Genomic DNA, 24,658 nt, shown 5'->3' on the forward strand with positions numbered 1-24,658 from the left:
TCCTTTCCGGTATGGCAAAAAAGGCCGGGCACCGTTTTTTTGGCACCCGTCCCCGGCTTACAAATTTCTGAGGTCTTTCATGATTTCGGTTTTGGATTTTGTTTTTTCGTCAATTTCTTTGATCACTTTTGCCGGAATGCCCGCAACAACGGTATGCGGCGGCACATCTTGTGTGACGACCGCACCGGCTGCCACAACCGCCCCTTTTCCGACGCGTACGCCTTCCAGAATCACAGCATTCGCCCCGATTAATACATCATCCTCAATGACAACCGGGTTCGCAGAAGGCGGTTCAATGACCCCGGCAAGCACGGCGCCCGCTCCGATATGGCAGTTTTTCCCGACTGTTGCACGGCCGCCTAAAACGGCGTTCATGTCGATCATCGTGCCTTCTCCAATGACGGCGCCAATATTGATTACGGCCCCCATCATAATGACGGCGTTATTGCCGATTTCCACACGGTCACGGATCGTGACACCAGGTTCAATGCGGGCGTTGATTCCTTTTAAATCGAGAAGCGGAATGGCCGAGTTGCGACGGTCATTTTCCACAACATAATCCGCGATTTTGCCACGATTTGCTTCCAGCACGGCCGAAATCTCTTCCCATTCACCAAAGACGACAGCCATGCCGCCGCCTGCAAAAACACGGGCTGATTCACCGAAATCAAGGCCTTCGATATTTCCTTTTACATATACTTTTACAGGTGTTGATTTTTTGCTGTTTGCTATGAATGAAATGATTTCATTTGCATCCATCATGTCCATATGTATGCCTCCTGACAGCAGATTCGCACGTAAATGTGATCATTTGCGCATATGTTTCATTTTAAAGGATATGGGGCTGCGCCGCAATAAATTCACGCACCACTTTTACAAAAGCGCGGACCTGCTTCAATTGAAACGCGGCGTCATAACCGAGCAGCCATGTGTCGCGTTTCAGCGGCTCCCCGCCTTCCCCTTCGAGCGGAATTTTGTGCAGATGGCGGATTTCCGCCCCGTCCAGCGTGATCGCAGGCAAAATCGCATAGCCAATACCGTTAAAAACCATTTGCTTGCACGTTTCGATCTGGTCTACTACGATTGTTTGTTTCGGGGAAGTTTGAAACTCGCGGTGCCACCAGTCCATCATTTCCTGATAATAATTCGAATCGCTTTTAAACTGGATAAACGGCCGGTCGGCAGCCGGCAGCTTTTCAAGGGTGTCAATTTCCTGGTCTACAAGAAAGAGCGGATCTTCAAACAAATGGATTTTCGTACTTTTCCATTCATTCAAGCCGCGGACAATGCCGATATGGACTTCATCTTCGTAAATGGACCGCAAAATTTCACTGCTCCAGCCCGTAACAAGCGAGATTTTTGCCTCCGGATATTTTTCAACGAATGTTTTCAGTACTTTCGGCAGCCAGTTTTGGCCGACGATCGTGGCGCAGGCGATTTTTAATGTTCCGTACACTTTTGAGTCGAGCGTGCGGATGGCTTCCCGCACATTTTCTTCCCTTTCGAGCATTTCGTTGGCGAGCTGGATGACCAGTTCCCCTTCAGGCGTTATGATCAACCCTTTTTGCGTGCGGAGAAACAATTGCGCTCCCCACTGCTTTTCAATCGACTGCAGCCTTTGCGACAAGGCGGGCTGCGACACAAACAGCCGTTCAGCCGCCTTCCGCATATTTAACTCCTGTGCTAAAACAGACAGTAACTGACACTCCGAAAAATTCATGTTAACCCCAATCCGTTTTCTTTGGTTTATGGAAAAAAGGACCGCGCAGCCATTTGCGCGGTGCCACCGCTAAAAATGATTCAATTTATGAATATGATGGTTCAATTCCTTCAGAAGCGAACGCCGTGTAAAAATGCCGGCAAAAAATCCTTCATCGTCTTCAACACATAAAAAATTGTGGTCAACAAGCCAGCGCAACGCTTTTTCAAAATTGTCATGCACATTCAGCCGTGGAATGTCCGCCTTCATGACCTGTTCCACCTTAATCTCGCCTAGTTTTTCAAACTCAATCCGTTCCAACCCCAAAATGGAATCGGTGATCATCGCGGAACTGATCAGGCCGTGCAGTCGGTAGCTGGCGTCCAAAACCGGAACAGCGGCATACCCACTTTTCGTCAGCACGAGCAAAGCATGTTCCAGGCTGTTCCCAACCTGCACATGGGCCACTTTTTCAGACGGGATCATAAAATCCATGATTTTCGGTTCAAGAAATTCCTGGCTCTGCAATGAAATCATCTTGCAAAAATCTCCTTTTCTTCCGTATTTTCAGGTACAAAAACCTTCAAGAGGAGATGCTTATTTCGTTTGCCGTTGATGCATGATGGATCACTACTATTTTATCATAAACAGGACTTGATTGACGAAAGAAAAACGCCCGGCTTTGTGCCGGGCGAAAAAATTTTTTAACTGTCAGAGCCTTCCTGGACGATATCAAAGATTTCGATGGCGGCAATATCCAGATCGTCAAACTGGTACTTGCTGGCGTGTTTTTGCCCATCGAATACTTCCAGTTCAAACGTTCCGGTCTGCGGGAAAAATTTCACCTGGCAGAGCGCCTTGCCGTTCACTTCAAAACGCCGTTGCTGGACTTCCCCTGTATCTTTTGCTTCCTGCATCGCCTGCAGTCTTTGGATAATACCTAATAATTGAGACATAATGGACTCCTTTCAACGAACGTGAGTACCGGTTTTGGATGCCGGCATTCACCCTTTTATTCACACAAATGATAACCTGTCCCATTCGAATTTTACAGTAAAACCTTCGCTTAGAAAAGGGAGCGGCGGCAAATTTTTTCATTTTGTGCCGTTTCTGTCCTTATTTTATCCGAAATCGGGGAAGACCTTGTAACATTTTTGCGATTTGTCCCGGAGAAAAAACTCCTGTTTTAAAAGAAGCCGCTCCAAAAAATTGAAAAGAAAACATAAAAACGGCGAGACACCGCTCATCCAGAGTGTCTCACCGTTTCTTGAATACTTTTTCAGTGTCCTGCTTTTAAAGCAGAGGGCCCGGCGCGAACAAATCGGGCAAAACAGCTTTCGGCACGGCTATTCTGACTGTCACAAGCGGATTTACAATCTGGCTGATTTCAAGGGAGCATGTGGCACTCAACAGCCTGTAGGCGTCATTAAACCCAAGCCCGAAAGCAGCCCGGAACCTGTTTGCAGCCGCTCGCATCCCTTTTTTCGCCGCCGCTTCCACGGTTTCTGCCGATGAAATCAAAAACCATGCGCGGTCGGTTTCAACGACCGGCATGCCGATGGCGGGCGCGCCGGCCAGTTTCGTGCATTGCAGGGTGACTTTTCCGCCAATTTCCACGCCGGAACCATCCAGTTCCCCGTCCCCCATTGCGGCGTGAAGATCGCCAAGCGCAAGCAGGGCACCGTCATGGAAAACGGGAAAGTACAATTTCGACCCCGTCGTGATCCATCTCGTATCCATATTGCCGCCATGGTCCCCGGGTGTTTCACAAAGCACCGCGCCTTTTTCCGGGGCAACGCCGATAACGCCGATCATCGGGGCAGCCGGAAATTGAAGCTGGCTGTTAAACTGGATGTGACCGTCTTTCACCCGGATGATGCGCGTATCGGTTTCTTTTACATCCTCGCCGAGCACCCCCATCCCAGGGTAAAGCACCATAACACCGGCTTCATCCAGCTCAATATTTTGAATGTTAATACAAAGGATGTCGCCTTTTTTGACCCCTTCAATCTCAATCGGACCTGTCGCCGGGTTGATAAAGGGAATGTCCACTTCCGTCCTAAGCTGGGTTTCCGATGTGATTTTTCCGCCGTAGCAATCAAACGTCTCCACGGCAAACGTTTCGTTCAGCCGGACTTTGTAAGCCGGCTTGTTTTCCGCTGAAAAATGGGTGATAAAATGTTCTTTTTTCAGTTGCTGCATGATCCGCTCCTTTCGCGGCCGTTTAAAAAGGATGCTGATTCAGCCACTGGCCGCCGTCCATTGTAATCACTTCTCCATTGATATAGGCAGCATGGGACGAGAACAGGAAAAAAGCAAGTTCGGCAATTTCTTCCGGCGTTCCGAGCCGTCCGAGCGGGACACTGTCTAATGTCCTTTTTGCCGCTTCTTCCGACTCCCACAGCTTGCCCGCACCGCCTGTTCTTTCAATCGGGCCGGGCGCGATCGCATTCACGCGGATGCCGTATTTTTTGCCCCATTCCACCGCAAGCGTACGTGTTAAGGATAACACACCCGCTTTTGCCGCTGCAGAATGGACAACGCCGGCTCCTGCCCCCCAGGCATAGGTGGCGACCATATTGAGGATGCTCCCCTTGATCTTTTTTTCTATCCAGTAGTTTCCAACCGCCCGTGAACAATAGAATGTCCCGTTTAAGACAATATTGAGGACCGCATTCCAGCCGTTTACCGATAATTTTTCCGCCGGGCAGATAAAATTTCCGGCGGCATTATTGACAAGGAAATCAATGCGTCCGAATTTTTTGTCTGTCTCTTCCACCATTCGCTGGACGTCTTCCGGATTCCGGACATCCATTTGCACCGTGAGAATATCAGAATGGTAACGGAGCAGTTCCGCTTTTGTTGCCTTTAATTTTTCCTCATCCCTTCCTGTAATGACCACTTTTGCTTCTGACTGCGCAAATTTGGCCGCCATTGCCTTCCCCATTCCGCTTGAACCGCCTGTTACGATGACAACTTTTTCTTTCATCAACCTTCTCCCCTTTCATGAATGAACAGCCATTCATTATATATAAAAAAATCAACGGATTCGGCAAGCTGCCGGATACCGTCGCAAACGATCCCAGTGCCCCGGCCCAAGTGCTTCCAGGGCGTATGAAACTAAGAATCTTTTTTTATTTTTAATAAGGACTCATGCAGCTTCGTTAATGCCCGGATGATCGTTTTCTTACGGTTATAGCCTTTTACCACAACCGTCAGGCCGTTATATTCCGCATACGCCTGCCCCCAGGCACTGTCACGCAAAAAACCGAAAACGTAAACTTTAATATATCCAGCCTCAGCCGGGATAAAAATCATGTCCATTCTTTCGCTCATTTTGAACGCTCCTTCCGTGTCCAAAAATGCGGCCCGGATTCCGGCTGGCACCGAAAACGATAGAAAGAGCCGTCTTGGTGAAATTCTTTTTTCTATACCATACCATACAATGTACCATTAGTCAGGGGAAAAGAAAATACGTTTTTGCAATTTAACCGGACGGATTTTACACAAACAGCTGCTTTTCCACTTCTTCGGCGGGGACAGGCCGGCTGAAGAAGTAACCTTGTGCTTTCTGGCAGCGGGCCGATTGCAAAAACTCCACCTGTCCTTGTTCCTCGACCCCTTCCGCGACGACTTCAAGCCCGAGCTGGTGGGCAAGGTGAATGATCGTTTTTGTAATGGCCGCATCTTTTTGGCTGTTTTCCAGTTCCCGGACAAAAGACTGGTCAATTTTTAAAATGTCAACCGGAAATTTTTTAAGATAGTTCAAAGAAGAATACCCGGTTCCGAAATCATCGACCGATATCGTCAGCCCCATTTCTTTCAGACTGCTAAGCACTTTTAAAATATGGCCTTTATCTTCCATTGCGCCTTCTGTAATTTCAATTTCAAGCACGGACGCAGGCAGCTTGTATTTTTCAAGCGTTCTTCCGATAAGTCCGGCCAGGCCGGGATCAAGAAACTGCTTCGGGGATATATTCACAGCGACCCGGAAACCGGCCCACCCTTTTTGCCGCCACTGTGCAATTTGCGCGCATACGTGATCGATCACCCACGCGCCGATTGAAGTGATCAGCCCTGTTTCTTCTGCAAGCGGAATGAACTTCAAAGGCGGGACATTACCGAATTTCGGGTTGCGCCATCTCAGCAAGGCTTCAAAACTTTTAACTTTGCCCGTATCGAGCTGCACTTGCGGCTGATAATGGACGGCCAGCTCGTTTTTTTCAATGGCGCGGCGGAGATGGGCTTCCATCAATATATAATTATGGAAGTCGGCATCCATTTTTTTGCTGTAAAAAAGGAAATGCCCTTTCCCCCGTTCCTTCACTTTAAAAAGAGCCGTGTCCGCATGTTTGATTAACGTTTCCCCGTTTTCGCCGTCTTCCGGAAACAGGCTGATGCCGACGGACGGCGTCAAAAAATAATCTTCCCCTTCAATTTTGAACGGGTCATAAAAGAGCGCCAGGATCTGTTCCGCCATTTGTTTCACTTCTTCCCGTGAGCACCCGGCCGTAAGCACGATAAACTCATCGCCGCCCTGGCGGTACACTTCGTAATCCGAAAAGGGAAGCTGCTTCAGGCGGATGGCTATCCGTTTTAAAATTTCATCGCCGACATGCTGGCCAAGAATATCGTTAAAATATTTAAAACGGTCAAGATCGATATATAATACAGCCGGATGGGGCGCGTCTTTTTTTGCTTCCGCCGTTTTCCTGTTCAACCGATCCAGCAAAGCGTGCCTGTTCCAAAGGCCTGTTAAAGGGTCAAGCTGATATGTACGTGCATCCGGAAGCATCCGTTCGCCATCCAGCAGTGCTGTCACATCCCTTGTAATGGCAATCACCCACTCTCCGCCGTTCATGCCGGCCAAAGAAGTATGGAGGATGCGCCTTGCATCCGAATGATGGATGAAGTCGACAGCTTTGTTATCTTCCAGCGCAGTTTGGCAAAAATATTCAAACCGGGCGGCTTCCTCTTCCTCGAGGACATCCTGTAGAAATTTTCCGGTTTTTTCCATCTGCTCTTCTTTGTTCACATAAACAAACTTAAACGCCGGCCCGTTCTCCACTTTCAAAACACTGACCGTCTCGGAAAGCTTGGAAAGAAAATCGCGGCTGAAAAAAACATCGATTGGCAGTTCCTGGAATTTCTTTGTTTGTCCTTCAGCTTTCGATTTGTCCATAATATCATCCTTTTTCTGATCAAGAAAATGCTTGCTGACGCTGAAAAACTCAGGTGAAAGTATATTTCTATTTTACAGAGAAATGTACGAAAAGCATAGTTAAAATACAAAAAACCGGGGCGGAAAGTGCGGCCGGGAAATCCGCGGCCGTTGCTTTCCTTCTAGGCCGGCCATCCATTTGCCGGGTCCCGCCACTCCCGGTTTTTGTCTTTTTCCGTCGGTAGTGATCCGCCCGTCGCTCACTTGTTGCCCCTTTTTTACTTCTGATTTGCGATAAAGGGCCACCAATTTGCCTTCCCAAGCATTTTTACAAGCACCGGCACAAACAAGGGCAGCATGATCAAAGCATAAAACAGAAGCCCGGTAAGTGTCAGGGTGGCGATTTGCAGCAATGATAAAACGCCGGACGGCATCATAGCCGCAAAAGTGCCGGAAAGAATGATGGCTGCAGAAAGAATAACGGTCCCCATCTTTTTCATGGCAAGCAAAATCGCCTCTTTTGCAGGCAAATGCTGGTATTCATTGAACCGTTCCATTAAAAAGATGGAATAGTCGGTACCGAGCGCGATTAAAATGACAAAACCGAAGAACGGCACCGCCCAGCTGATACCCGGATAGCCGAGCAGATGGACAAAAATGATTTCCGTTAAACCGGCAGATGCAAAATAAGTGATAAGAAGGGACGCCAGCAAATAGAGCGGCATGACGATCGACCGCAAGAAAATCAAAAGTGCGGCGGCCACCCCGATCAGCATAAAAGTAACGGTACGCGTGTAATCCGCTTTCGACATCTTATCCAAATCGCGGTTGATGCTTGACACGCCGCCGATCCCGATGTGGGCATTTTCCAATTTTGTCCCCTTTACGGCGTCTTTTAATGCCCGGTTGATATGACTAATATCAGCCATTGCCCTGTTGGAATACGGGTTTTCATTTAATATCAGATGAAAAGTCACCATTTTTCCGTCTTTCGAAATATAATGGCCAAGCGCTTTCTGATAATCCGCATTTGAAAGCAGGGCATCCGGAATATAAATGCCGGACTGTTCCATACTTGTTTCATCCGCCAAATCATTCAGATAAGAACCGGCATCGTACAACCCGGATTCGATTTTCCCGAGTCCTGCTGCGCTTTTATCAAGACCATCGGAAAGCTGATTCATATGGGTTCCAAACGTCGTGAGGCCGGTTTTCAGCTGTGCCTGGCCGTCCGCGATCCCCTGAAGCCCTTTTTGCAGCGCCGGGATTTTCCGGATCACTTCGTTTTGGCCTGCTGCGGTCTGGTTCAAACCGTTTTCAAGCTGATCAAGCCCGTTGATGATCGGCGTAAACCCATCGGCAAAGCGGCCAAGCCCGGCGGAAATCGCTGAAAGTTTTGCGTCCACGCTTTCCAATGTTGCTGTGACGGCATCAATCTGGCGGTACAGGCTGACAATGGTATCATTGTCATTACCGGTGCCGAGCCCAAGCTCATTCATCGCCTGCTGCACTTTTTGGAATTGCGGGTCATTCGCTGCTTCCGGATTATCTTTTAAAAACGCCTGGTAAGCCGCTTGCAGGGAGCTGACCTGCTTCGGAATATCAGCCGGCAACTGGTCCGTTTGGCTGATAAACTGGCGGATGCCAGACTGGACGAGCTGGTATTTTCCATACAGCTGGTTAAAACCGGACTGCAGTTCCTTTGCCTGCTGCTGGGCATTTTTTACCCCGCTTTTCAGTTCGTCCGCGCCCGCCGAACCGCTCTGGATGCCTTCTTCAATCCGGCTGAGCGAGTTTGACAGATTCCCCATGCCGGCTGAGATTTTCTCTGAACCGGCCTCCAGCTCCCCGATCCCGTCGGTTGCTTCTTTAAACTTTGATTTGGCGTTTTCCAGGGAACCGGATGCCCCCGTTAATCCTGATTTGATTTTCTGAATGCCGTTATGGCTTTTTTCCAGCCCTTCACCCAATGTTTTGGCCTGGTTTTTGACATAAATTTCTTTCATTACCGAACCGTCCGGCCTTGTCGCGCTTTGAACTTGTGCAACATGCGGGACTTTATCCAGATCCGCGCTGATTTTCTCGATTAAAGCGAGATAGTCTTTTGATTTAACAGGCTCATCATTCTCGAGGACGACTTCGGTCGGCATTGCTTTCCCGGCGCCGAAACTTTCGGCAATGATGTTGAACGCTTTTACGGAATCGTAGTTGTCCCCGAGTTCATCGAGAGAATTGAAAGACAGCTTGCCGTTATAGCTGATCAATAGCGGAACCATGATCACCGCCACAATCGCAAGGGAAAGAAACGGCCTTGCCAGCGCAAAAAGGCCGGCCCGTTCCCAAATTTTGCTTTCATGGTGGGAAATGTCCCCGCGCACAGGCCAGAACAGCCCTTTCTTTAACACAGCCATAAAAAACGGCACAATCGAAAACAGGGCAAGCAGCAAAACGGCTACCCCGACCGCAACGGCAGAAGCGGATTGGTACAGCTTAAAACTGGCAAGCCCGATCGAGGCAAAACCGATCAGGACGGCAATGCCGCTGAACAGCACCGTTTTCCCGGCCGAACGGTAAGTCGCAAGAATGGCCGGCAATGTTTCTTTGCCATCCGCCAGTTCTTCCTTAAAGCGGCTGAGCAGCAAAATACAATAATCCGTACCAATCCCGAACAAAACAGCAACGAGAAAAATTTGCGTAAAATTTGAAACCGGAAAATCAAGCTTGTCGACGAGTATCGCAACGATAAACTGGCTGACAAGATAAGAAAGCCCGACCGTTAATAGCGGGATGAGCGGCGCGACGATTGAACGGTACACGAGCACAAGGACGGCCAGGATGAAAACAATCGTAATCGCTTCTGTTTTTTTCAAGCCCGCCTGTGAGCTGTCCGTGACATCTTCATTGATCAGCCTGTTGCCGGTCATCATCACCTCGACGCCCGGCGTTTTTACCGCTTTCTGCAAAGCCGCGCGCACTGTTTTAAAAGACTTCTTGCCCGGATCCACGCTGGCAATGGCCATCACCGTTTTTCCGTCTTTGGAGACAAGCTCACTTTTAAGGGCCGGCTCGCGAAAATGGGTTGTTAAGCCCGTAATCGCATATTGCTTTTTATTTTTTTCCAGCCGTTCAAGTGTGCTCCGGATATGCCCCATCTCATGGCCGGATATTTTTACCCGGTCATGGAACACGATGATGACGCTTGTACCGTGGTTTTCTGTCTGCTGGTGCCGGCTTTTGATTTCAGCCGCCCGTTGCGAGGCATAACCTTCCGGAACCTTAATCTGGCCTTTTTCCCTGACTAATGGTTCCATTGCCGGCGCTTTCCATGCCAATAAAATGCTGATCAATGCCCATACTAAAACAACAATCCATTTCAACTGCACCAATCGCTTCATGAACTGGTTTCCTCCCAAGCTTGTGATCACGTCACTCTTGAACCATTATAAAACAAACGGCCGCAGAAGTATGTAAAAAAATGGACATTTTCATGTTGCTTTCTTTCCAAAATAAACGAAAAGTAGTATAATTGACTAAAAAATAATATGATTAAAAATGAAAGGAGTTCTCTATTTGAATTCGCATAAACCTGCTCCATTACAACCTACAATCGAAAACCTCTCTTATGCTGTATTCACGGTCAATCGCCATGCGAAAACCGCAACCAATCCAAAATTTCTTTACCTTTTAAAGAAAAAAGCGCTTGAAAAAATGATCCGGGAAGGGAAAGCACTGAAAGTCGGGCTACACTTTTCCGAGCATCCAAAGTACAGCCAGCAGCAGTCTGATGTGCTTGTAAAGTGCGGTGATTATACATTCCATATTCCGCCGTCAAAAGACGATTTTAAAAACCTCCCCCATCTCGGATACCTGGACCATAAAACAAGGAACCCGAAATGCCGCATGCCTTTAAGCCAGGCTAAGCAGTTGCTCGAGCAGTATACTGGGCTCACGGAAAAACAACAGCATCCGGGGCAGCCCCGCACCGGCAGGAAAAATTGCAAACCGGTTTTTAAAAAATTGGGTGACTCCTTTTTCTAAGCCGCAGCAAGCGCAAACCAAATAACGGGAAAATCCGTTTGCAAAACCGGGTAAAAGACCCCTTCCAGATGAATCACGATACGCAACCATACAGGAAAGCCCTCCGCGATTAGCCGGGGGCTTTTCTGCGTTTACAGCACTTTTTCGTCCATCGCAAGGATAAGCTGGTTGATTTCAGGTTTACTGATTTGGGCATCGGCGCCGACCATTTCCCCTTTATGCCTCAATGCGTCCGTGATCAGCGACGAAAAGATGATAACCGGCAGCACTTTTAATGCAGGATCTTCTTTTATTTTTTTCGTTAAATGGTGTCCATCCATTTGCGGCATTTCAATGTCCGTAATCACAAGCTGGACTTCATCTTTAATCTCTTTTCCGCTTTCTGCAATCCCGGATAAATATTCGAATGCTTCTTTCCCGTTTTCAAAAAACGCAATTTGTTCATACCCGGCTTCAAGCAGCGTATCGCGGAGCAATTCCCTGAGCAGGCCGGAATCTTCCGCGATCACAATCCGTTTATTGTTCCGCTCCCGCTTTCCAAGCTTTTTGACTTCTTCCACCCGGATCGTGGCTTCCGGGTTGATTTCCGCAATCATTTTTTCAAAATCAAGCAGCAAAATCATCATGTCTTCTTTCTTGATCACGCCGATCACCTGTGTATCGGTGCCCGCATACATCCCAGACGGTTTTTCAATTTGATCCCAGGAGAACCGGTGGATTTTTGAAACATTGTCCACATGAAAGACAATTTTTTGCTGGTTGAACTCCGTCACGATAAATTTGTCATCCTCGCCCGTTTCAGGCGGATAACCGAGCACTTTGCGCAAATTAACAACCGGCAGTATTTCCCCGCGCAGCTGGATAATGCCTTCAACATTTGGATGGGCGTGCGGAATGGTGGTGACCGCAGCCGGCATGATAATTTCCTTTACTTTAATGACATTGATGCCATAATGATTTTGTGCAACAGAAAATTCTACAATCTCTACTTCGTTTGTGCCACTTTCCAGTAAAATCTCGTGCTCTAGACTCATCTTTCTCACCCCCTCGTTCTAAAACGTATGAAAATCCGGCGCGGAGCATTTTGTAGACTGCCCGATTCTCAATATTTGCCCACATGAATTATATCGGCAGATGGACCAGAATGTTTCACCTCTAAAAGGGCAAACGGAAAAGATTGCTTTTTCACAAATGTGCAAGCGTGGTAAGATGAAGAAGAACAGGACATACATATTTAATGAAAAGCAATTCGTGAAAGAGGAGGAAACCGGTTTTGGAACATTTACTGAACCCGCATGTGCGGGAGATTGAAATATCCGGCATCCGCAAGTTTTCAAACATGGTTGCCGGAATCGAAGACATGGTCTCATTTACAATCGGCCAGCCCGATTTTAAAACGCCGGAACATGTCAAACAAGCAGGGATCCGCGCCATTGAAGAAAATAAGACAACGTATACCCACAATGCCGGCGACCTTGCTTTACGCAAGGCTGCAGCACAATTTGTAAAAACGAAATACAATCTGTCTTATAAACCGGAAACGGAAGTCATTGTCACGATCGGCGCCAGCGAGGCGATCGATATTACGCTCAGAACCGTATTGACACCCGGTTCCGAAGTCATCCTGCCCGGGCCCGTTTACCCGGGGTATGAACCGGCCATCCGCCTGTTGGGAGCCGTTCCGGTGCACGTGGACACAAGGGCAAACCGGTTTAAGCTAACCGCGGATCTCATCCGCCAGGCTATCACAGCAAAAACGAAATGCATCATTTTGCCGTACCCTTCCAATCCGACAGGGGTTACGCTCGAAAAGGCGGAATTGCAGGAAATTGCAGACCTGCTCCGCGGCCGTGATATTTTCATTCTGGCCGATGAAATTTACAGCGAGCTAACGTACAATCTGCAGCACGTCTCGATTGCTTCGTTTTTGCCGGAGCAGACCATCGTCATTAACGGCGTCTCAAAGTCCCACTCGATGACCGGCTGGCGGATCGGCTTCGTGTTTGCGCCAGAATGGCTCACAAAGCATATTTTAAAAGTCCACCAATATAATGTGTCGTGCGCGCCTTCTATTTCCCAGATGGCGGCGCTTGAAGCGCTGACAGCCGGCATCGATGACGCGCACGCCATGAAAAAGGAATATGAAAAGCGGAGAGACTATGTATGCAGGAGGCTGGATGAGATCGGCATCGGGTATGTGAAACCGGACGGGGCTTTTTACGTATTCGCAAAGGTGCCGGAAGCGTTGAAGCGGTCCTCTTTCGATTTTGCGCTCGATCTGGCAAAACAGCAAAAAGTCGCGGTTGTCCCGGGCAGCGCTTTTTCGAAGTACGGCGAAGGCTGGTTCCGGATGTCTTACGCATGCAGCATGGATCAACTTGAAAAAGGGCTTGCGCGCATGGAAAAGTTTGTTGCAAATCTATCCTGAAATATGCGCCGGCTGATTTTCATTTTTCCGCCGGTACCGCATTCCATGGGCAATGGGTGTTATGCTGAAAATGAAATATATTTTCATTCCTTGCTGGCTTGCTGGCGCCGCGTTCGCCATAAAGAGAGAAGCCTGCGTTAAACCATAACGGCTTCCCGTGTTAACAAAATTTGCTGGAACATGGGCATATGACCCGGCCAGGATGATCCCGCCAGCATAAAAAATAAGCCCGCCGGCATATGCCGGCGGGCAAACTTTACTTGGACCAATATTTAATCAATGCTTGTGTGCCGCTATTTTCTTCACCTTTTGCGGCCAGTTCTTCATATAATTTTTTGCTGAGCGCAAGCCCCGGCAGGTTGAGCCCCATTTTTTCCGCTTCATCAAGGGCGATTTTCATGTCTTTAATAAAATGCTTGATAAAAAAGCCCGGGGAATAATCGCCCGCAAGCATGCGCGGAACAAGATTGGACATTGACCAGCTCCCGGCTGCCCCGGCGCTGATAGATTTGAGCACTTTTTCCGGATCGAGTCCTGCTTTTTTCGCATACACAACCGACTCTGTCACGCCGATCATATTGGAGGCAATGGCGATCTGGTTGCACATTTTGGTATGCTGGCCGGATCCCGGGCCGCCCTGCAGCACGATATTTTCCCCGAGTACGGAAAAAACCGGTTTTACTTCTTCAAATACCGATTCGTCGCCGCCTACCATAATCGTCAAATTGCCTTTTTGCGCCCCGATATCGCCACCGGAAACCGGTGCATCAAGCGCCTTCACCTGTTTCGCTTTAGCCGCTTCATCAATCTTTTTGGCAAGGGTCGGCGTGGAAGTGGTCATATCGATCAGGATCGTTCCTTCTTTCGCCGCGCCAAGCAGCCCGTTTTCCCCGAAATACACTTCTTCCACATCGTGCGGATAGCCGACCATCGTAATGACGATATCTGATTTTGCAGCCGTTTCCGCCGGCGTGCTGCACCATTCGGCTCCCGCTTTGAGAAGCGGCTCTGCCTTTTCTTTTGTACGGTTATAGACAAAAAGCGGATACCCTGCATTCCGCAAATTTTGCGCCATGTTCCGGCCCATTACGCCTAACCCGATAAATCCGATCTTTTCCATCCTAGCTCCCCCTTTTTCGCAAATAAACAAAAAAGCCTGCATCACAGCAGGCCAAAAGCAAACATGGGGGTTCAAGGAAGAAAACAATCTTTCCTCTAATTTATACCCCGCATGCCCTGCTTTAAACCTGGCAAATTAAATCGATTTGACTTTTCCGCCGTCGATCAGGAAGCTGCTTCCGGTAACGTAGGAATTGGCTTCTGAAGCCAGAAACGCAACAAACCTCCCGAATTCGTCCGGTTCGCCGTATCTGCCGAGCGGAATCGACTCCAGTTCCTTTGCCTGGACTTCTTCCATCGATTTTCCGGTTTTCTCCGCTGTCACTTTGTCAAGATGTACAATCCGGTCCGTTGCAATTCTGCCCGGGCCGACCGTATTCACAAGGATTTGGTACGGGGCAAATTCTTCCGCCAGCGTTTTCGAAAGTCCCACAATGCCCGTCCGGAACGTATTCGACAATATCAGCCCCGGGATCGGCTCCTTAATGGATGAAGAGGCAATGTTGATAATCCGGCCGCCGTTTTTCTTTAAAAGCGGCAATGCTTCCCTGATGATGCGTATGTACGAAAGCAGATTCAGTTCGAATGATTTTTGCCAGTCTTCATCCGCCATATCTTCAAAACTTCCGGCCGGCGGTCCCCCTGCATTGTTGACCAGTATATCCAGCCTGCCGAATGTATCCCGTGCTTTTTGCACCATGGCGCGGATATCTTCCGGATGGGTAATATCTGCCCGGATATACGCCACTTTCCCGGTGCCGCAAGCGGATAATTCTTCTTTTGCCGCCTGCAGTTTTTCTTCATTCCGGCTTGTAATGAGGACATCTGCGCCTTCCATTACAAGTTGTTTGGCCACCGCTTTCCCGAGCCCCTGGCTGGAAGCGACAACAAGGGCGGCTTTGCCTTTCAACCCTAAATCCATTCAAAATCCCTCCCTGTATCTTTATGTTCACAAAAGCCTGTCTTCATTATAAACGATTTTTCCCCGTCCATGCACGATAAAGCTTCAAACCGGGTTCCCCTTCATTTTCCCGCAAAAAAGAACATCCGGCGTTTTGATGTGCGGTCCGCCAAAGCCCAATTCAAAAAAAGCCGAATGGCAAAAGCCACTCGGCAAAAATAGGGGGAAAAATGAGAAAGAAACGATATACATCCGGTATTGTGACAATACTGGATACCAATAATACTACCCTTAATGCTGGGCTGGTTTATATATACCCGCTTCCTTCACACCTAAACCTGTTTTTGAAAAATATTTTTTATGCTTTTGAAAGAACTTTTTTCACGTGTTCCTTTACTTCTTCATTCGTTGTGAAGTTCAAAACGTCTTCTGCCAGTTTTTCCATATCCGCCTTATTCAGGTTCCTGATTTGGGAACGGGCCCTTAAAATTGAAGAAGCGCTCATTGAAAATTCATCAAGGCCGAGGCCGAGCAGAATCGGAATGGCGATTTCGTCTCCGGCCATTTCGCCGCACATGCCGGCCCATTTGCCTTCTTTGTGCGCCGCATCAATGACGCGTTTCACAAGGCGCAATATGGCCGGGTTATACGGCTGGTACAAATACGAAATATGTTCGTTCATACGGTCTGCAGCCATCGTGTACTGGATCAGATCGTTTGTGCCGACACTGAAGAAATCGACTTCTTTTGCAAACAAATCAGCCATTACGGCAGTGGAAGGAATTTCAACCATAATGCCGACTTCGATATGATCTGCAACCTGCACGCCTTCCTGGATAAGCTTTTCTTTTTCTTCCAAAAGAATCGCTTTTGCTTTTCGGAATTCATCCAGATTGGAAATCATCGGGAACATAATTTTCAGGTTGCCGTATGCGCTCGCGCGGAGCAACGCACGCAGCTGGGTGCGGAAAATATCCTGTCTGTCCAGGCACAAGCGGATCGCACGGAAGCCGAGGAACGGGTTCATTTCTTCCGGAAGCGGCAAGTACGGCAGTTTTTTGTCGCCGCCGATATCAAGCGTACGGACCACAACCGGCTTGCCTTTTAAGCCTTCAAGCACCGCTTTATAGGCTTCAAACTGCACTTCTTCTGACGGAAGCTCGTCCCTGCCCATATAGAGGAACTCTGTACGGTACAGGCCGACGCCTTCCCCGCCGTTCCGGATCACGCCGTCGAGATCGTTCGGGGTGCCGATATTGGCAACCAGTTCAACCGTATGGCCGTCTTTCGAAACGGATTTTTCATTGACCAGCTTCGCCCATTCGGCTTTTTGCCGTTCAAACTGTTCCTGCTTTTGTTTGTATTCATCGACAATTTCAGGTGTCGGATTGACATAGACATCGCCGCTGTTGCCGTCCACGATGACAAGGTCGCCATTTTGGATATCCTGGATCGCCGTTTTCGTCCCGACGACTGCCGGAATTTCCAAAGAACGCGCCATAATCGCAGAGTGGGACGTACGCCCACCGACATTTGTTGCAAAACCTTTTACATACTGGCGGTTCAACTGCGCCGTATCAGAAGGGGTCAAGTCTTCAGCAATGACAATGACTTCTTCCGAGATCATGCTTGGATTCGGAATATCCACTTTCAGCAGATGAGCCAGAATCCGTTTTGTCACGTCGCGGATGTCCGCTGCACGTTCGCGCATATATTCGTTGTCCATTTGTTCGAACATGGTCACGAACATATCCGCAACTTCTTTCAATGCGTATTCCGCATTGACCTGGTCATCCCTGATTTTGTCCTGGACCGGCGTCAACAGTTCCGGATCTTCCAAAACGAGCAAATGGGCATCAAAGATCGCTGCTTTGTCCGCCCCCAGTGCCTTCATTGCATGCTCCCTGATCGCCTGCAGTTCAGACTTGGATTCAGACACAGCAGTATCAAAGCGTTTCAATTCATCCGAAACATTCTGGACAGACCTTTTTTCAAAAGACAAATCCGGTTCTACCAGGCGATATGCTTTTGCGATGGCAATCCCGTTGGATGCTGCTATACCTTTTAAAATGGTTGACATTATTCGCCCAGACCCTCTTTTTTCATTAATTCAGCCAAAGCGTTCAATGCATCTTGTGCATCGTTGCCTTCTGCAGAAATGGTAATGTCGGCGCCTTTGCCGATTCCAAGGGACATAACCCCCATGATCGATTTCAGGTTCACTTTCTTATCCTTATACTGCAATTGGATATCTGAATCGAATTTGCTTGCCGTTTGTACGAGCAATGTAGCAGGACGTGCGTGGATTCCTGTATCTGCTGTTACTTTAAATTGTTTTTCAGCCATGGGTAGAACGACTCCTTTTCTATAATATAGTTCTAAAAATAATGCACTGTACATTTTTCGTCAATATTTATCAACCATCTTCATACAAATGACAAATTTTGCAAACGGGGGTTGAAAAAAACCGCAGCGATGCCGGGTACCTGCAAACACCGTTCATCCCCGGTTATTCAGCAGGCTGCTCCCTCAAAGTCCGCGCGGCCCATCCGTGCCAAAAACACGCCTCGCCCGAAACCGGGAACACGCATGTCCCCGGCCGGATCAAAAAAATGACAAATATTGCACAGTGCGGGAAAAACAAAATCCCCGTAATAGAATAACATGCCTTTCCAAATAAAACAATCATCAGAGTTGACTTCATTTTGCTTAAAAATGCACAAAATTATGCATGCCCCGGTCAGATTTCCGGCTCGTCCAAATAAATATAGCGGACATTCCCGCCGCGCAAGGCAATGCCCTTAAAATGTTTAAAGTCTTCCTCGGCAATAAGCACTTTCCGGAAGTCCATAAAATCTTCACGGCTGACGAATAATTCTTCGATTTCCCTGTTGCGAAGCCGGTTGATTTCCTGTCTGATTTCTTCTTCCGACATACGACCACCCCACCCGGTATTGTACCACATTCTTCCTGCCGCCTACTTGTTTGCTTTCGCGATTTTTTAAAACCGGCCCGATTTGTATTTTTCTGTTCCTTTCGCCTTGAATTTTTCAGAAAAATAGTGCAAACTGGTTACAATACTTTCTTACGGGAGGACCGCAATGAAAAAAGCACAAATTGGTGACATTATTGAATTTAAAGACGGGCTTCAAGGAATTGTCGAAAAGGTGAACGAGAACTCGGTCATCGTGGATTTAACCTATATGGAAAACTATCAGGAACTGGAGCTTGATGAAAAAACAGTGGTCAATCATAAAAACTATCAGGTTATCCATTCGGCTTTACATTAATTCAAACGCTTACCGCGCAGTAAAAAACCGGCACATGCCGGTTTTTTACTGCCGTTTCTATGATTGTGAATTTTTTAACATTATTTTCCCGGATACCTTTTTCCCTATTTCTCTGCTAAAATATTCAATGTATTTTTGTTTGACCCAATGCCGCGAAGGCCGGACTGCGGGGCCGGATCTCTTTTTTTGGCCCTTCCCGGTTTTTTTGCCGGCGGTTTGCGAACTTAAGAAAGGAGCGCATTGGCGGTGGCAAAAAACATGGTGGATACAAAGCTTCTCGGAAGTATCTTAATCGCCCACCTTCTGCTATATATTACGTTTCGGGATACCTCCGTTTTTTGGTATTTATATTCCGGCGCAATGCTGTTTTTGATCAGTTACACGGTTTTTCTTGGAAAATCAGAAAAACACGAAAAGCTTCCGTACCTTCAATTGCTGTTGTATGGCATCTTTTCGGGTTTTCTCCTCTATATTATTTTCAGAATTGGCAATACAGTACTCGGTTTTTTGCCGGGCGGGCTTGACAATGAAGTCGCCCGCGCATACAGGCGTTTTTCACCCGAATCTTTCTGGCATTACTTAGCGCTTGTCCTGATTCTCATCCCCGGAGAAGAAATTTTTTGGCGTTCATTTGTCCAGGCCCGACTCATGAAAATGATGGAAGCGAAATATGCGATTTTGATTTCCGCCGTATTGAACGCATCCGTTTATTTTTACTGCGGATTAAAAATCATGGTCATTGCCGCTTTTGCCGGTTCGATTTTCTGGGGGCTGCTGTATGCAAAAAAACGGAGCCTGTCTGCACAAATTTTGTCGCATCTTACCTTTGATTTGCTGCTTGTCGTCTTCCTGCCGATTTTTTAAGCATGGGGACGGCTTTTTTTCGGCATTTGCCCGCCACAAATGCATAACAACCGCGCAAAGCTGTTTTGAATGCCTTACCGGTCACCCCCGGATCGTCTTTATTCCGAGTGCCATCATAAAAACAAGGCTGAAATAGCCGAACAGGGGATATAAAACCGATAATAGCGGGCCGTAATGCAAGCTGCTGATCAGCAGAATGGCGGAAAAAATCAACCCGTACAGCAAACCGCTTTTCATCGGGATATATTTTTGCATTTGCCGCTCAAGCCCGTAGGCATCCCCGATAATAGAAGTGAAAATTTCCCCGAAAATCAGCAGAACATAAATAAAATAAATGCCCGGAAAACTCGCTTTCACAATATGCGCCATCGGAATCTCCACTTGGGCAACGTCCGGCAGCGTGACCAGTGACAAATGGCTGGAAATCAGGATGAGCGTTAAAAACAGCCCGCCCAGTATCCCGCCGGCACGGACGACTTCCTTATCTTTCACTTCCGCCGCAACCGGGACAAGCACCGCCTGCGCGAGCGCCAAATTCAAAGCCGCATAGGAAAGGGCGCGGAGAAGGGCACGGGGCATATCAACACTTTCCGGCCGGGCCATGAGCGCTTGAAAAAATCCGGGTGACTGGACGGACTGCGACAAAAGGAGAAAATTAAACAAAAGCATCAAAGGCACCACAAATGTATTGACGCCAAGCAGCCCCTTGATGCCAAAACACATGACAAGAAAGGCAAGAAGCACCGTCAATAAAATCCCTATTTCTCTCCCAATATGAAGCTGCTCCTCAAAAACAGCACCCGCACCGGACAGCATGACGCCGCAAACCCCGAAAAGCATGGCCATCATCATCACATTCACGAAACCGGCCGCTTTTTTGCCAAATAAATACCGGTTTAAAGTTTCATAGGAATCCGCATGCAAATCGATCGCTTTTTCCATCATTTTCGTACCAAAGAAAATAAACAAAAACCCTGAAAGGCAGATGGCAAGCAATCCATACAGCCCAAACTGTGTAAAAAAAACGGTAATTTCTTTCCCTGTTGCAAACCCTGCCCCGATCACCGTCCCAATATATACGGCTGCGATTTGGACAGCACCGCCCCACTTATTCAACGCCTGCACCCCTTTAAGAAAAAATAAGACAACCTGCCGGCTCCGTTACTATCCTATGTCCCGCTTTCTTAAAATAGCCCGGCCGGTTCATTTCCGCCGCTAAAAAATTGGTCAAAAATAGTCAAAAAAACCTTTACAAACAAAAAAAGTTGTCATATACTATAGGCAAAGGTCAAAGATAGTCAAATATAAGATGGTGCCATTGGTCGATAGCGCAAATGACAAATGCAGATCTTTTGATTTTCGGGCCGCGCAGTTGTATCATGATATTAGAAAGGTCAAAAATAGTCAAAGGGTGACTCGCAGATGCCTTTTCCTTTTTTCAGCACAAGACAAATGACTTTGCCATTCTACTGTAAAGGCCAAAATGCATCAAAGGGGTGCATGCAAAAGATTTGCATCTTGTGAAATTTTGAGCTATACTGATTTCCAATTAAGGTCAAAGCAAATCAAAGCGCTTTGATTGTTTTTCAATCTCATTAGTCAAAGATAGTCAAAATCAAACCGATCAAAGGAGGAATGTTTGATGTTATGTGACAAATGCCATCAAAACGAAGCGACGATCGGGATGCATATAAATGTGAACGGAAACCAAAAAACATTGAACCTGTGCCAGTCCTGCTACCAAAAAGAACGGGCAAAATTCGAAAACAACTGGGGAGGCATGTTTATGAATAACGGATTTGGAAACTTCGGATTCGGAGGATTCAACGACCTCTTTAACCAAATGAATGCCAACGGGTTCCAGCCAAACGGCGCGAAACAAACCGTACAAACGCAAACACAAGGCGGCGGCAACGGACTACTTGACCAGTTCGGCCGCAACCTGACCGCTGCTGCACGGGCCGGGCAAATTGACCCTGTCATCGGCCGTGATGAAGAAATCGCCCGCGTCATTGAAATTTTAAACCGGCGCAATAAAAACAACCCGGTGTTAATCGGCGAACCTGGCGTCGGGAAAACCGCCATTGCGGAAGGGCTCGCTTTAAAAATTACCGAAAAACAAGTTCCGGCAAAACTGCGGCATAAAGAAGTTTACTTGCTCGATGTAGCTTCACTTGTTGCAAACACGGGCATCCGTGGTCAATTTGAAGAACGGATGAAAAAATTGATTGCCGAACTCGAACAACGGAAAAACGTACTTCTGTTTATTGACGAAATTCACCTGCTTGTCGGCGCAGGTTCTGCAGAAGGTTCGATGGACGCTGGCAACATTTTGAAACCGGCGCTTGCCCGCGGCGAAATCCAGGTGATCGGCGCGACAACTTTGAAAGAATACCGGCAAATTGAAAAAGATGCCGCACTTGAACGGCGTTTTCAACCGGTACAAGTCAATGAACCGACCCTTGAAGAAACCGTCATGATTTTGCGCGGCTTAAAAGACCGGTATGAAAACTACCATCACGTTGCCTATACCGATGAAGCGCTTGAAGCTTGTGCGAAATTGTCGCACCGCTACATCCAGGACCGCTTCCTGCCGGATAAGGCAATCGACCTGATGGATGAAGCCGGTTCGAAATTGAACCTGACGATTGCGGTTCCGAGCAAAGAAGATATCCAAAAACGGCTTGCTGAAATTGCACAGGAAAAACAAACTGCGCTTGCAACAGAAAACTATGAAAAAGCAGCCGAATTGAAAAAAGAAGAACAAAAACTGAACGAGTTGGCTACTTCCGGCCAAGTTGAAGCCAAACCGGTTGTCGATGTCACGCAAATTCAGGAAATTGTCGAAAAGAAAACGGGTATTCCGGTCGGCAAACTCGAAGCGGATGAAGCGAAAAAACTGCAGCATCTGGAAGAAAACCTTGCTAAAAAAGTGATCGGCCAGGATGAAGCGGTCCGGAAAGTGGCGAAAGCAATCCGCCGTTCGCGTGCCGGCCTGAAAGCGAAAAGCCGCCCGATCGGTTCGTTCCTGTTCGTCGGCCCGACCGGCGTCGGAAAAACGGAACTGACAAAACGGCTCGCGGAAGAACTGTTCGGCACGAAAGATGCGATGATCCGGCTTGACATGAGCGAATATATGGAAAAACACAGCGTCTCGAAACTGATCGGGGCACCTGCCGGCTATGTCGGTTATGAAGATGCCGGCCAACTGACGGAAAAAGTGCGCCGCAACCCGTACAGCATTATTTTGCTCGACGAAATTGAAAAAGCGCACCCGGATGTTTTGAACATGTTTCTGCAAATTCTCGATGACGGGCGCTTAACCGATGCCCAAGGGCGGACGGTCAGCTTCAAAGATACCGTCATCATTATGACGAGCAACGCCGGCACCCAATTTAAGCATAAAACAGTCGGGTTCGCTAAAAGTGAAGCGATCAAAGAATCGAATATTCTCGATTCACTCGGCGACTTCTTCAAACCGGAGTTTCTGAACCGTTTCGACAACATTATCGAATTTAAACCACTTGAAAAAGAACATTTGGTTAAAATTGTTGACCTGATGCTCGGCGAACTGAATGAAACGCTGAACGAACAAGCGATTACGCTTGACGTGACAGCAGAAGCGAAAGAAAAAATCGCCGAACTCGGTTATGACCCGGCATTTGGGGCCCGCCCGATCCGCCGCGTTATCCAGGAAAAAATTGAAGACCGGATTGCCGACTTTATCCTCGACCATCCGGAAAGCAAAAACTTAAAAGCGGAAGTCCGCGAAGGTGACATTGCCATCGCGGAAAAATAAAGCAAAAACCGGCATGCGGACATAGCCCATGCCGGTTTTTGCATTCCGGCAGATGGACAGCACGGGCCATCTGCCGGGTTTTTTATGTTTGTAAAAAGATCGAACGCAGTCCAAACCCGGCTGTTGTAAATCAATCGGAAGAAAGCCGGGTTTTATTCCCCGGCCAAAACCAGTCCAAATAAAAAGGCGGGCGGGAAACATATTCATCCGGAATATTGATCAGGGATTCATCCGCACTCAAAGGAGCAAAACCAAGATGCAAAGGTTGGAAGCAGTTCCCCTGTTTGTTAAACAAGCTGCATGGCTTTATACGTTTTTCTCGCTTCAGCCAGATTGAGCCGCTGCACTTTTTCATACAATATGAATGACATTTCCCGGATAATCACCATTTCGGATGACCGGGCGTTGTGCTGCTTTCGATAGGCTTCATACTCATTCATGAGCGAATCCAGCTGCTGGCTGCACCGGACCGTTTTCTCATGCGTCAGGCCCAGTTTTTTCCCAAGCTCCATCATTTCCTGACGTTTTTTCTGAATTCTGTAAAGATACTTGTTCTCCTCTAACATGTGCGTGTCCACTTCCAAATTCTCCTTTAGTTCTCTTTTTCTATTGAATGATTGTTATCCCCCGATTATGCTTCAAAAAATGTGAGGTGTTACACATGGAAAATGGCGGACTATTCTGCCGGTTTTCCGCATGATGGCATCGTGGCAAAAGTTCTCTGCAAGCCGGAAAGGCGCAAAAGCCCTGCCCCCATCCTGCTTATTTTACCATTACTAAAGTAGTATCGCAGGTCTTGACGGAAATGTAAATACAATCGCAATATTAGACAAAATTTTCACCAAAAATTTTCACATCTCCCGAAAAAACCACCCGTTTTTCACCGCTCCATGTTTTTTTTGGTCATGCAGTGGAAAAATAAAAGAGAAAAAGACATGAAAGAAGTGAAGCAGATGGCAAAAAATTTTCTGCTGGCCAAAGCAGCCGGGTGGTTATTTCGGTCTAAAGCAAAACAGTATTTAAACGACCGGGAAAAAACCGGCGATCTGGTCAACCGCGCGGAGAAAAAAGCGCTCTCCAACAAAATTACGCTTGCCAACATGTGGAATAAAATCCGCGTCCTTTTCCAGCTTATCAGGGCGTGGGCAAAAGGCGAATACCGCACCGTTCCGTACCGGACGATTCTCATGATCGTAATCGGCCTTATTTATTTCGTATCTCCCATTGACATCATCCCTGATTTTCTTGCCGGCGCGGGCCTTGTTGACGACACCGCTGTGCTTGCATTTCTTCTGACGCAAGTGACCCCGGATTTGGAAAAATTTTTACAATGGAAAAACAAAAGAGATAAAAGTTGAA

At 47.6% G+C, this 24,658-nt stretch carries 23 protein-coding genes; 6 read left to right on the forward strand and 17 right to left on the reverse strand.

Annotation, left to right across the window (positions count from 1 at the left end):
* Positions 1-57: 57 nt before the first annotated feature.
* The 9 genes from dapD to ABR335_RS11965 all read right to left on the reverse strand — a co-directional run bounded on the left by dapD (position 58) and on the right by ABR335_RS11965 (position 10,255).
* The gene (gene dapD / locus ABR335_RS11925; RefSeq protein WP_035190108.1) at positions 58-768 is read right to left on the reverse strand and encodes a 2,3,4,5-tetrahydropyridine-2,6-dicarboxylate N-acetyltransferase; all 711 of its coding nucleotides are present in this window, start codon (positions 766-768) and stop codon (positions 58-60) included.
* 61 nt (positions 769-829) lie between these two features.
* Positions 830-1,720, reverse strand: a complete 891-nt coding sequence (locus ABR335_RS11930; RefSeq protein WP_071646891.1) for a LysR family transcriptional regulator — start codon at positions 1,718-1,720, stop codon at positions 830-832.
* 69 nt (positions 1,721-1,789) lie between these two features.
* A complete protein-coding gene (gene cbpB, locus ABR335_RS11935; RefSeq protein WP_013858911.1) occupies positions 1,790-2,236 on the reverse strand; it encodes a cyclic-di-AMP-binding protein CbpB in 447 nt (148 codons plus the stop codon).
* Positions 2,237-2,403: 167 nt separating this feature from the next.
* Entirely contained in the window at positions 2,404-2,655 is a 252-nt protein-coding gene (locus ABR335_RS11940; RefSeq protein ID WP_013858910.1) for a YkuJ family protein, read from the reverse strand.
* Between the two features lie 337 nt (positions 2,656-2,992).
* Positions 2,993-3,901 carry an acetamidase/formamidase family protein gene (locus ABR335_RS11945; RefSeq protein WP_035190105.1) on the reverse strand — a complete coding sequence of 303 codons (909 nt, stop codon included), beginning with the start codon at positions 3,899-3,901 and terminating at the stop codon, positions 2,993-2,995.
* A gap of 22 nt (positions 3,902-3,923) precedes the next feature.
* Positions 3,924-4,688: a 2,4-dienoyl-CoA reductase gene (gene fadH, locus ABR335_RS11950; protein WP_035190103.1), complete on the reverse strand. Its 765-nt coding sequence runs from the start codon at positions 4,686-4,688 to the stop codon at positions 3,924-3,926.
* A gap of 131 nt (positions 4,689-4,819) precedes the next feature.
* Positions 4,820-5,035, reverse strand: a complete 216-nt coding sequence (locus ABR335_RS11955) for a hypothetical protein (RefSeq protein WP_014095621.1) — start codon at positions 5,033-5,035, stop codon at positions 4,820-4,822.
* 166 nt (positions 5,036-5,201) lie between these two features.
* Positions 5,202-6,881, reverse strand: coding sequence for a putative bifunctional diguanylate cyclase/phosphodiesterase (locus ABR335_RS11960; protein ID WP_035189528.1), 1,680 nt, complete (start codon positions 6,879-6,881; stop codon positions 5,202-5,204).
* A 257-nt stretch (positions 6,882-7,138) separates the two neighbouring features.
* On the reverse strand, positions 7,139-10,255 hold the full coding sequence (locus tag ABR335_RS11965; RefSeq protein WP_328221049.1) for an MMPL family transporter: 3,117 nt from the start codon (positions 10,253-10,255) through the stop codon (positions 7,139-7,141).
* A 175-nt stretch (positions 10,256-10,430) separates the two neighbouring features.
* On the opposite strand from ABR335_RS11965, the gene ABR335_RS11970 reads away from it, so the two are divergent.
* Positions 10,431-10,898, forward strand: coding sequence for a YkyB family protein (locus ABR335_RS11970; RefSeq protein WP_017552159.1), 468 nt, complete (start codon positions 10,431-10,433; stop codon positions 10,896-10,898).
* Positions 10,899-11,029: 131 nt separating this feature from the next.
* Here the strand turns inward: ABR335_RS11970 and ABR335_RS11975 are convergent, their stop codons facing one another.
* On the reverse strand, positions 11,030-11,932 hold the full coding sequence (locus tag ABR335_RS11975; protein WP_017552157.1) for a chemotaxis protein: 903 nt from the start codon (positions 11,930-11,932) through the stop codon (positions 11,030-11,032).
* A 239-nt stretch (positions 11,933-12,171) separates the two neighbouring features.
* Between ABR335_RS11975 and ABR335_RS11980 the strand changes: the two genes are divergently transcribed.
* Positions 12,172-13,326: an aminotransferase A gene (locus ABR335_RS11980; RefSeq protein WP_026683822.1), complete on the forward strand. Its 1,155-nt coding sequence runs from the start codon at positions 12,172-12,174 to the stop codon at positions 13,324-13,326.
* Positions 13,327-13,582: 256 nt separating this feature from the next.
* On the opposite strand, the gene ABR335_RS11985 is transcribed toward ABR335_RS11980, so the two are convergent.
* The 5 genes from ABR335_RS11985 to ABR335_RS12005 form a co-directional block, all read right to left on the reverse strand.
* Positions 13,583-14,446 carry an NAD(P)-dependent oxidoreductase gene (locus tag ABR335_RS11985; protein ID WP_350346177.1) on the reverse strand — a complete coding sequence of 288 codons (864 nt, stop codon included), beginning with the start codon at positions 14,444-14,446 and terminating at the stop codon, positions 13,583-13,585.
* 135 nt (positions 14,447-14,581) lie between these two features.
* Positions 14,582-15,367, reverse strand: a complete 786-nt coding sequence (locus ABR335_RS11990) for an SDR family oxidoreductase (protein WP_061566264.1) — start codon at positions 15,365-15,367, stop codon at positions 14,582-14,584.
* Between the two features lie 337 nt (positions 15,368-15,704).
* On the reverse strand, positions 15,705-17,426 hold the full coding sequence (gene ptsP, locus ABR335_RS11995) for a phosphoenolpyruvate--protein phosphotransferase (protein WP_350346178.1): 1,722 nt from the start codon (positions 17,424-17,426) through the stop codon (positions 15,705-15,707).
* Positions 17,426-17,692, reverse strand: coding sequence for a phosphocarrier protein HPr (locus tag ABR335_RS12000; protein ID WP_013858895.1), 267 nt, complete (start codon positions 17,690-17,692; stop codon positions 17,426-17,428). The genes ptsP and ABR335_RS12000 overlap by 1 nt, the downstream gene beginning before the upstream one ends.
* A 394-nt stretch (positions 17,693-18,086) precedes the next feature.
* Positions 18,087-18,281, reverse strand: coding sequence for a hypothetical protein (locus ABR335_RS12005; RefSeq protein ID WP_026104678.1), 195 nt, complete (start codon positions 18,279-18,281; stop codon positions 18,087-18,089).
* Between the two features lie 166 nt (positions 18,282-18,447).
* On the opposite strand from ABR335_RS12005, the gene ABR335_RS12010 reads away from it, so the two are divergent.
* Together ABR335_RS12010 and ABR335_RS12015 are read left to right on the forward strand one after the other, a co-directional pair.
* Positions 18,448-18,636, forward strand: coding sequence for a YkvS family protein (locus ABR335_RS12010; protein ID WP_014095631.1), 189 nt, complete (start codon positions 18,448-18,450; stop codon positions 18,634-18,636).
* A 246-nt stretch (positions 18,637-18,882) separates the two neighbouring features.
* The gene (locus ABR335_RS12015) at positions 18,883-19,500 is read left to right on the forward strand and encodes a CPBP family intramembrane glutamic endopeptidase (protein WP_014095632.1); all 618 of its coding nucleotides are present in this window, start codon (positions 18,883-18,885) and stop codon (positions 19,498-19,500) included.
* 81 nt (positions 19,501-19,581) lie between these two features.
* Here the strand turns inward: ABR335_RS12015 and ABR335_RS12020 are convergent, their stop codons facing one another.
* Complete coding sequence (locus ABR335_RS12020; RefSeq protein WP_348658303.1) at positions 19,582-20,616, reverse strand: YkvI family membrane protein; 1,035 nt, start codon at positions 20,614-20,616, stop codon at positions 19,582-19,584.
* A gap of 526 nt (positions 20,617-21,142) precedes the next feature.
* Here ABR335_RS12020 and ABR335_RS12025 point away from each other — a divergent pair.
* A complete protein-coding gene (locus tag ABR335_RS12025) occupies positions 21,143-23,299 on the forward strand; it encodes an ATP-dependent Clp protease ATP-binding subunit (RefSeq protein WP_350346179.1) in 2,157 nt (718 codons plus the stop codon).
* Between the two features lie 287 nt (positions 23,300-23,586).
* Here ABR335_RS12025 and ABR335_RS12030 read toward each other — a convergent pair whose 3' ends face one another.
* A complete protein-coding gene (locus ABR335_RS12030) occupies positions 23,587-23,877 on the reverse strand; it encodes an aspartyl-phosphate phosphatase Spo0E family protein (protein WP_017552150.1) in 291 nt (96 codons plus the stop codon).
* A 357-nt stretch (positions 23,878-24,234) separates the two neighbouring features.
* Here ABR335_RS12030 and ABR335_RS12035 point away from each other — a divergent pair, with 357 nt between their 5' ends.
* Positions 24,235-24,657 carry a YkvA family protein gene (locus ABR335_RS12035; protein WP_350346180.1) on the forward strand — a complete coding sequence of 141 codons (423 nt, stop codon included), beginning with the start codon at positions 24,235-24,237 and terminating at the stop codon, positions 24,655-24,657.
* The last annotated feature ends 1 nt before the right edge of the window (position 24,658 follow it).

It is taken from the genome of Heyndrickxia faecalis (assembly GCF_040267745.1).
Lineage (GTDB): Bacteria > Bacillota > Bacilli > Bacillales > Bacillaceae_C > Weizmannia > Weizmannia faecalis.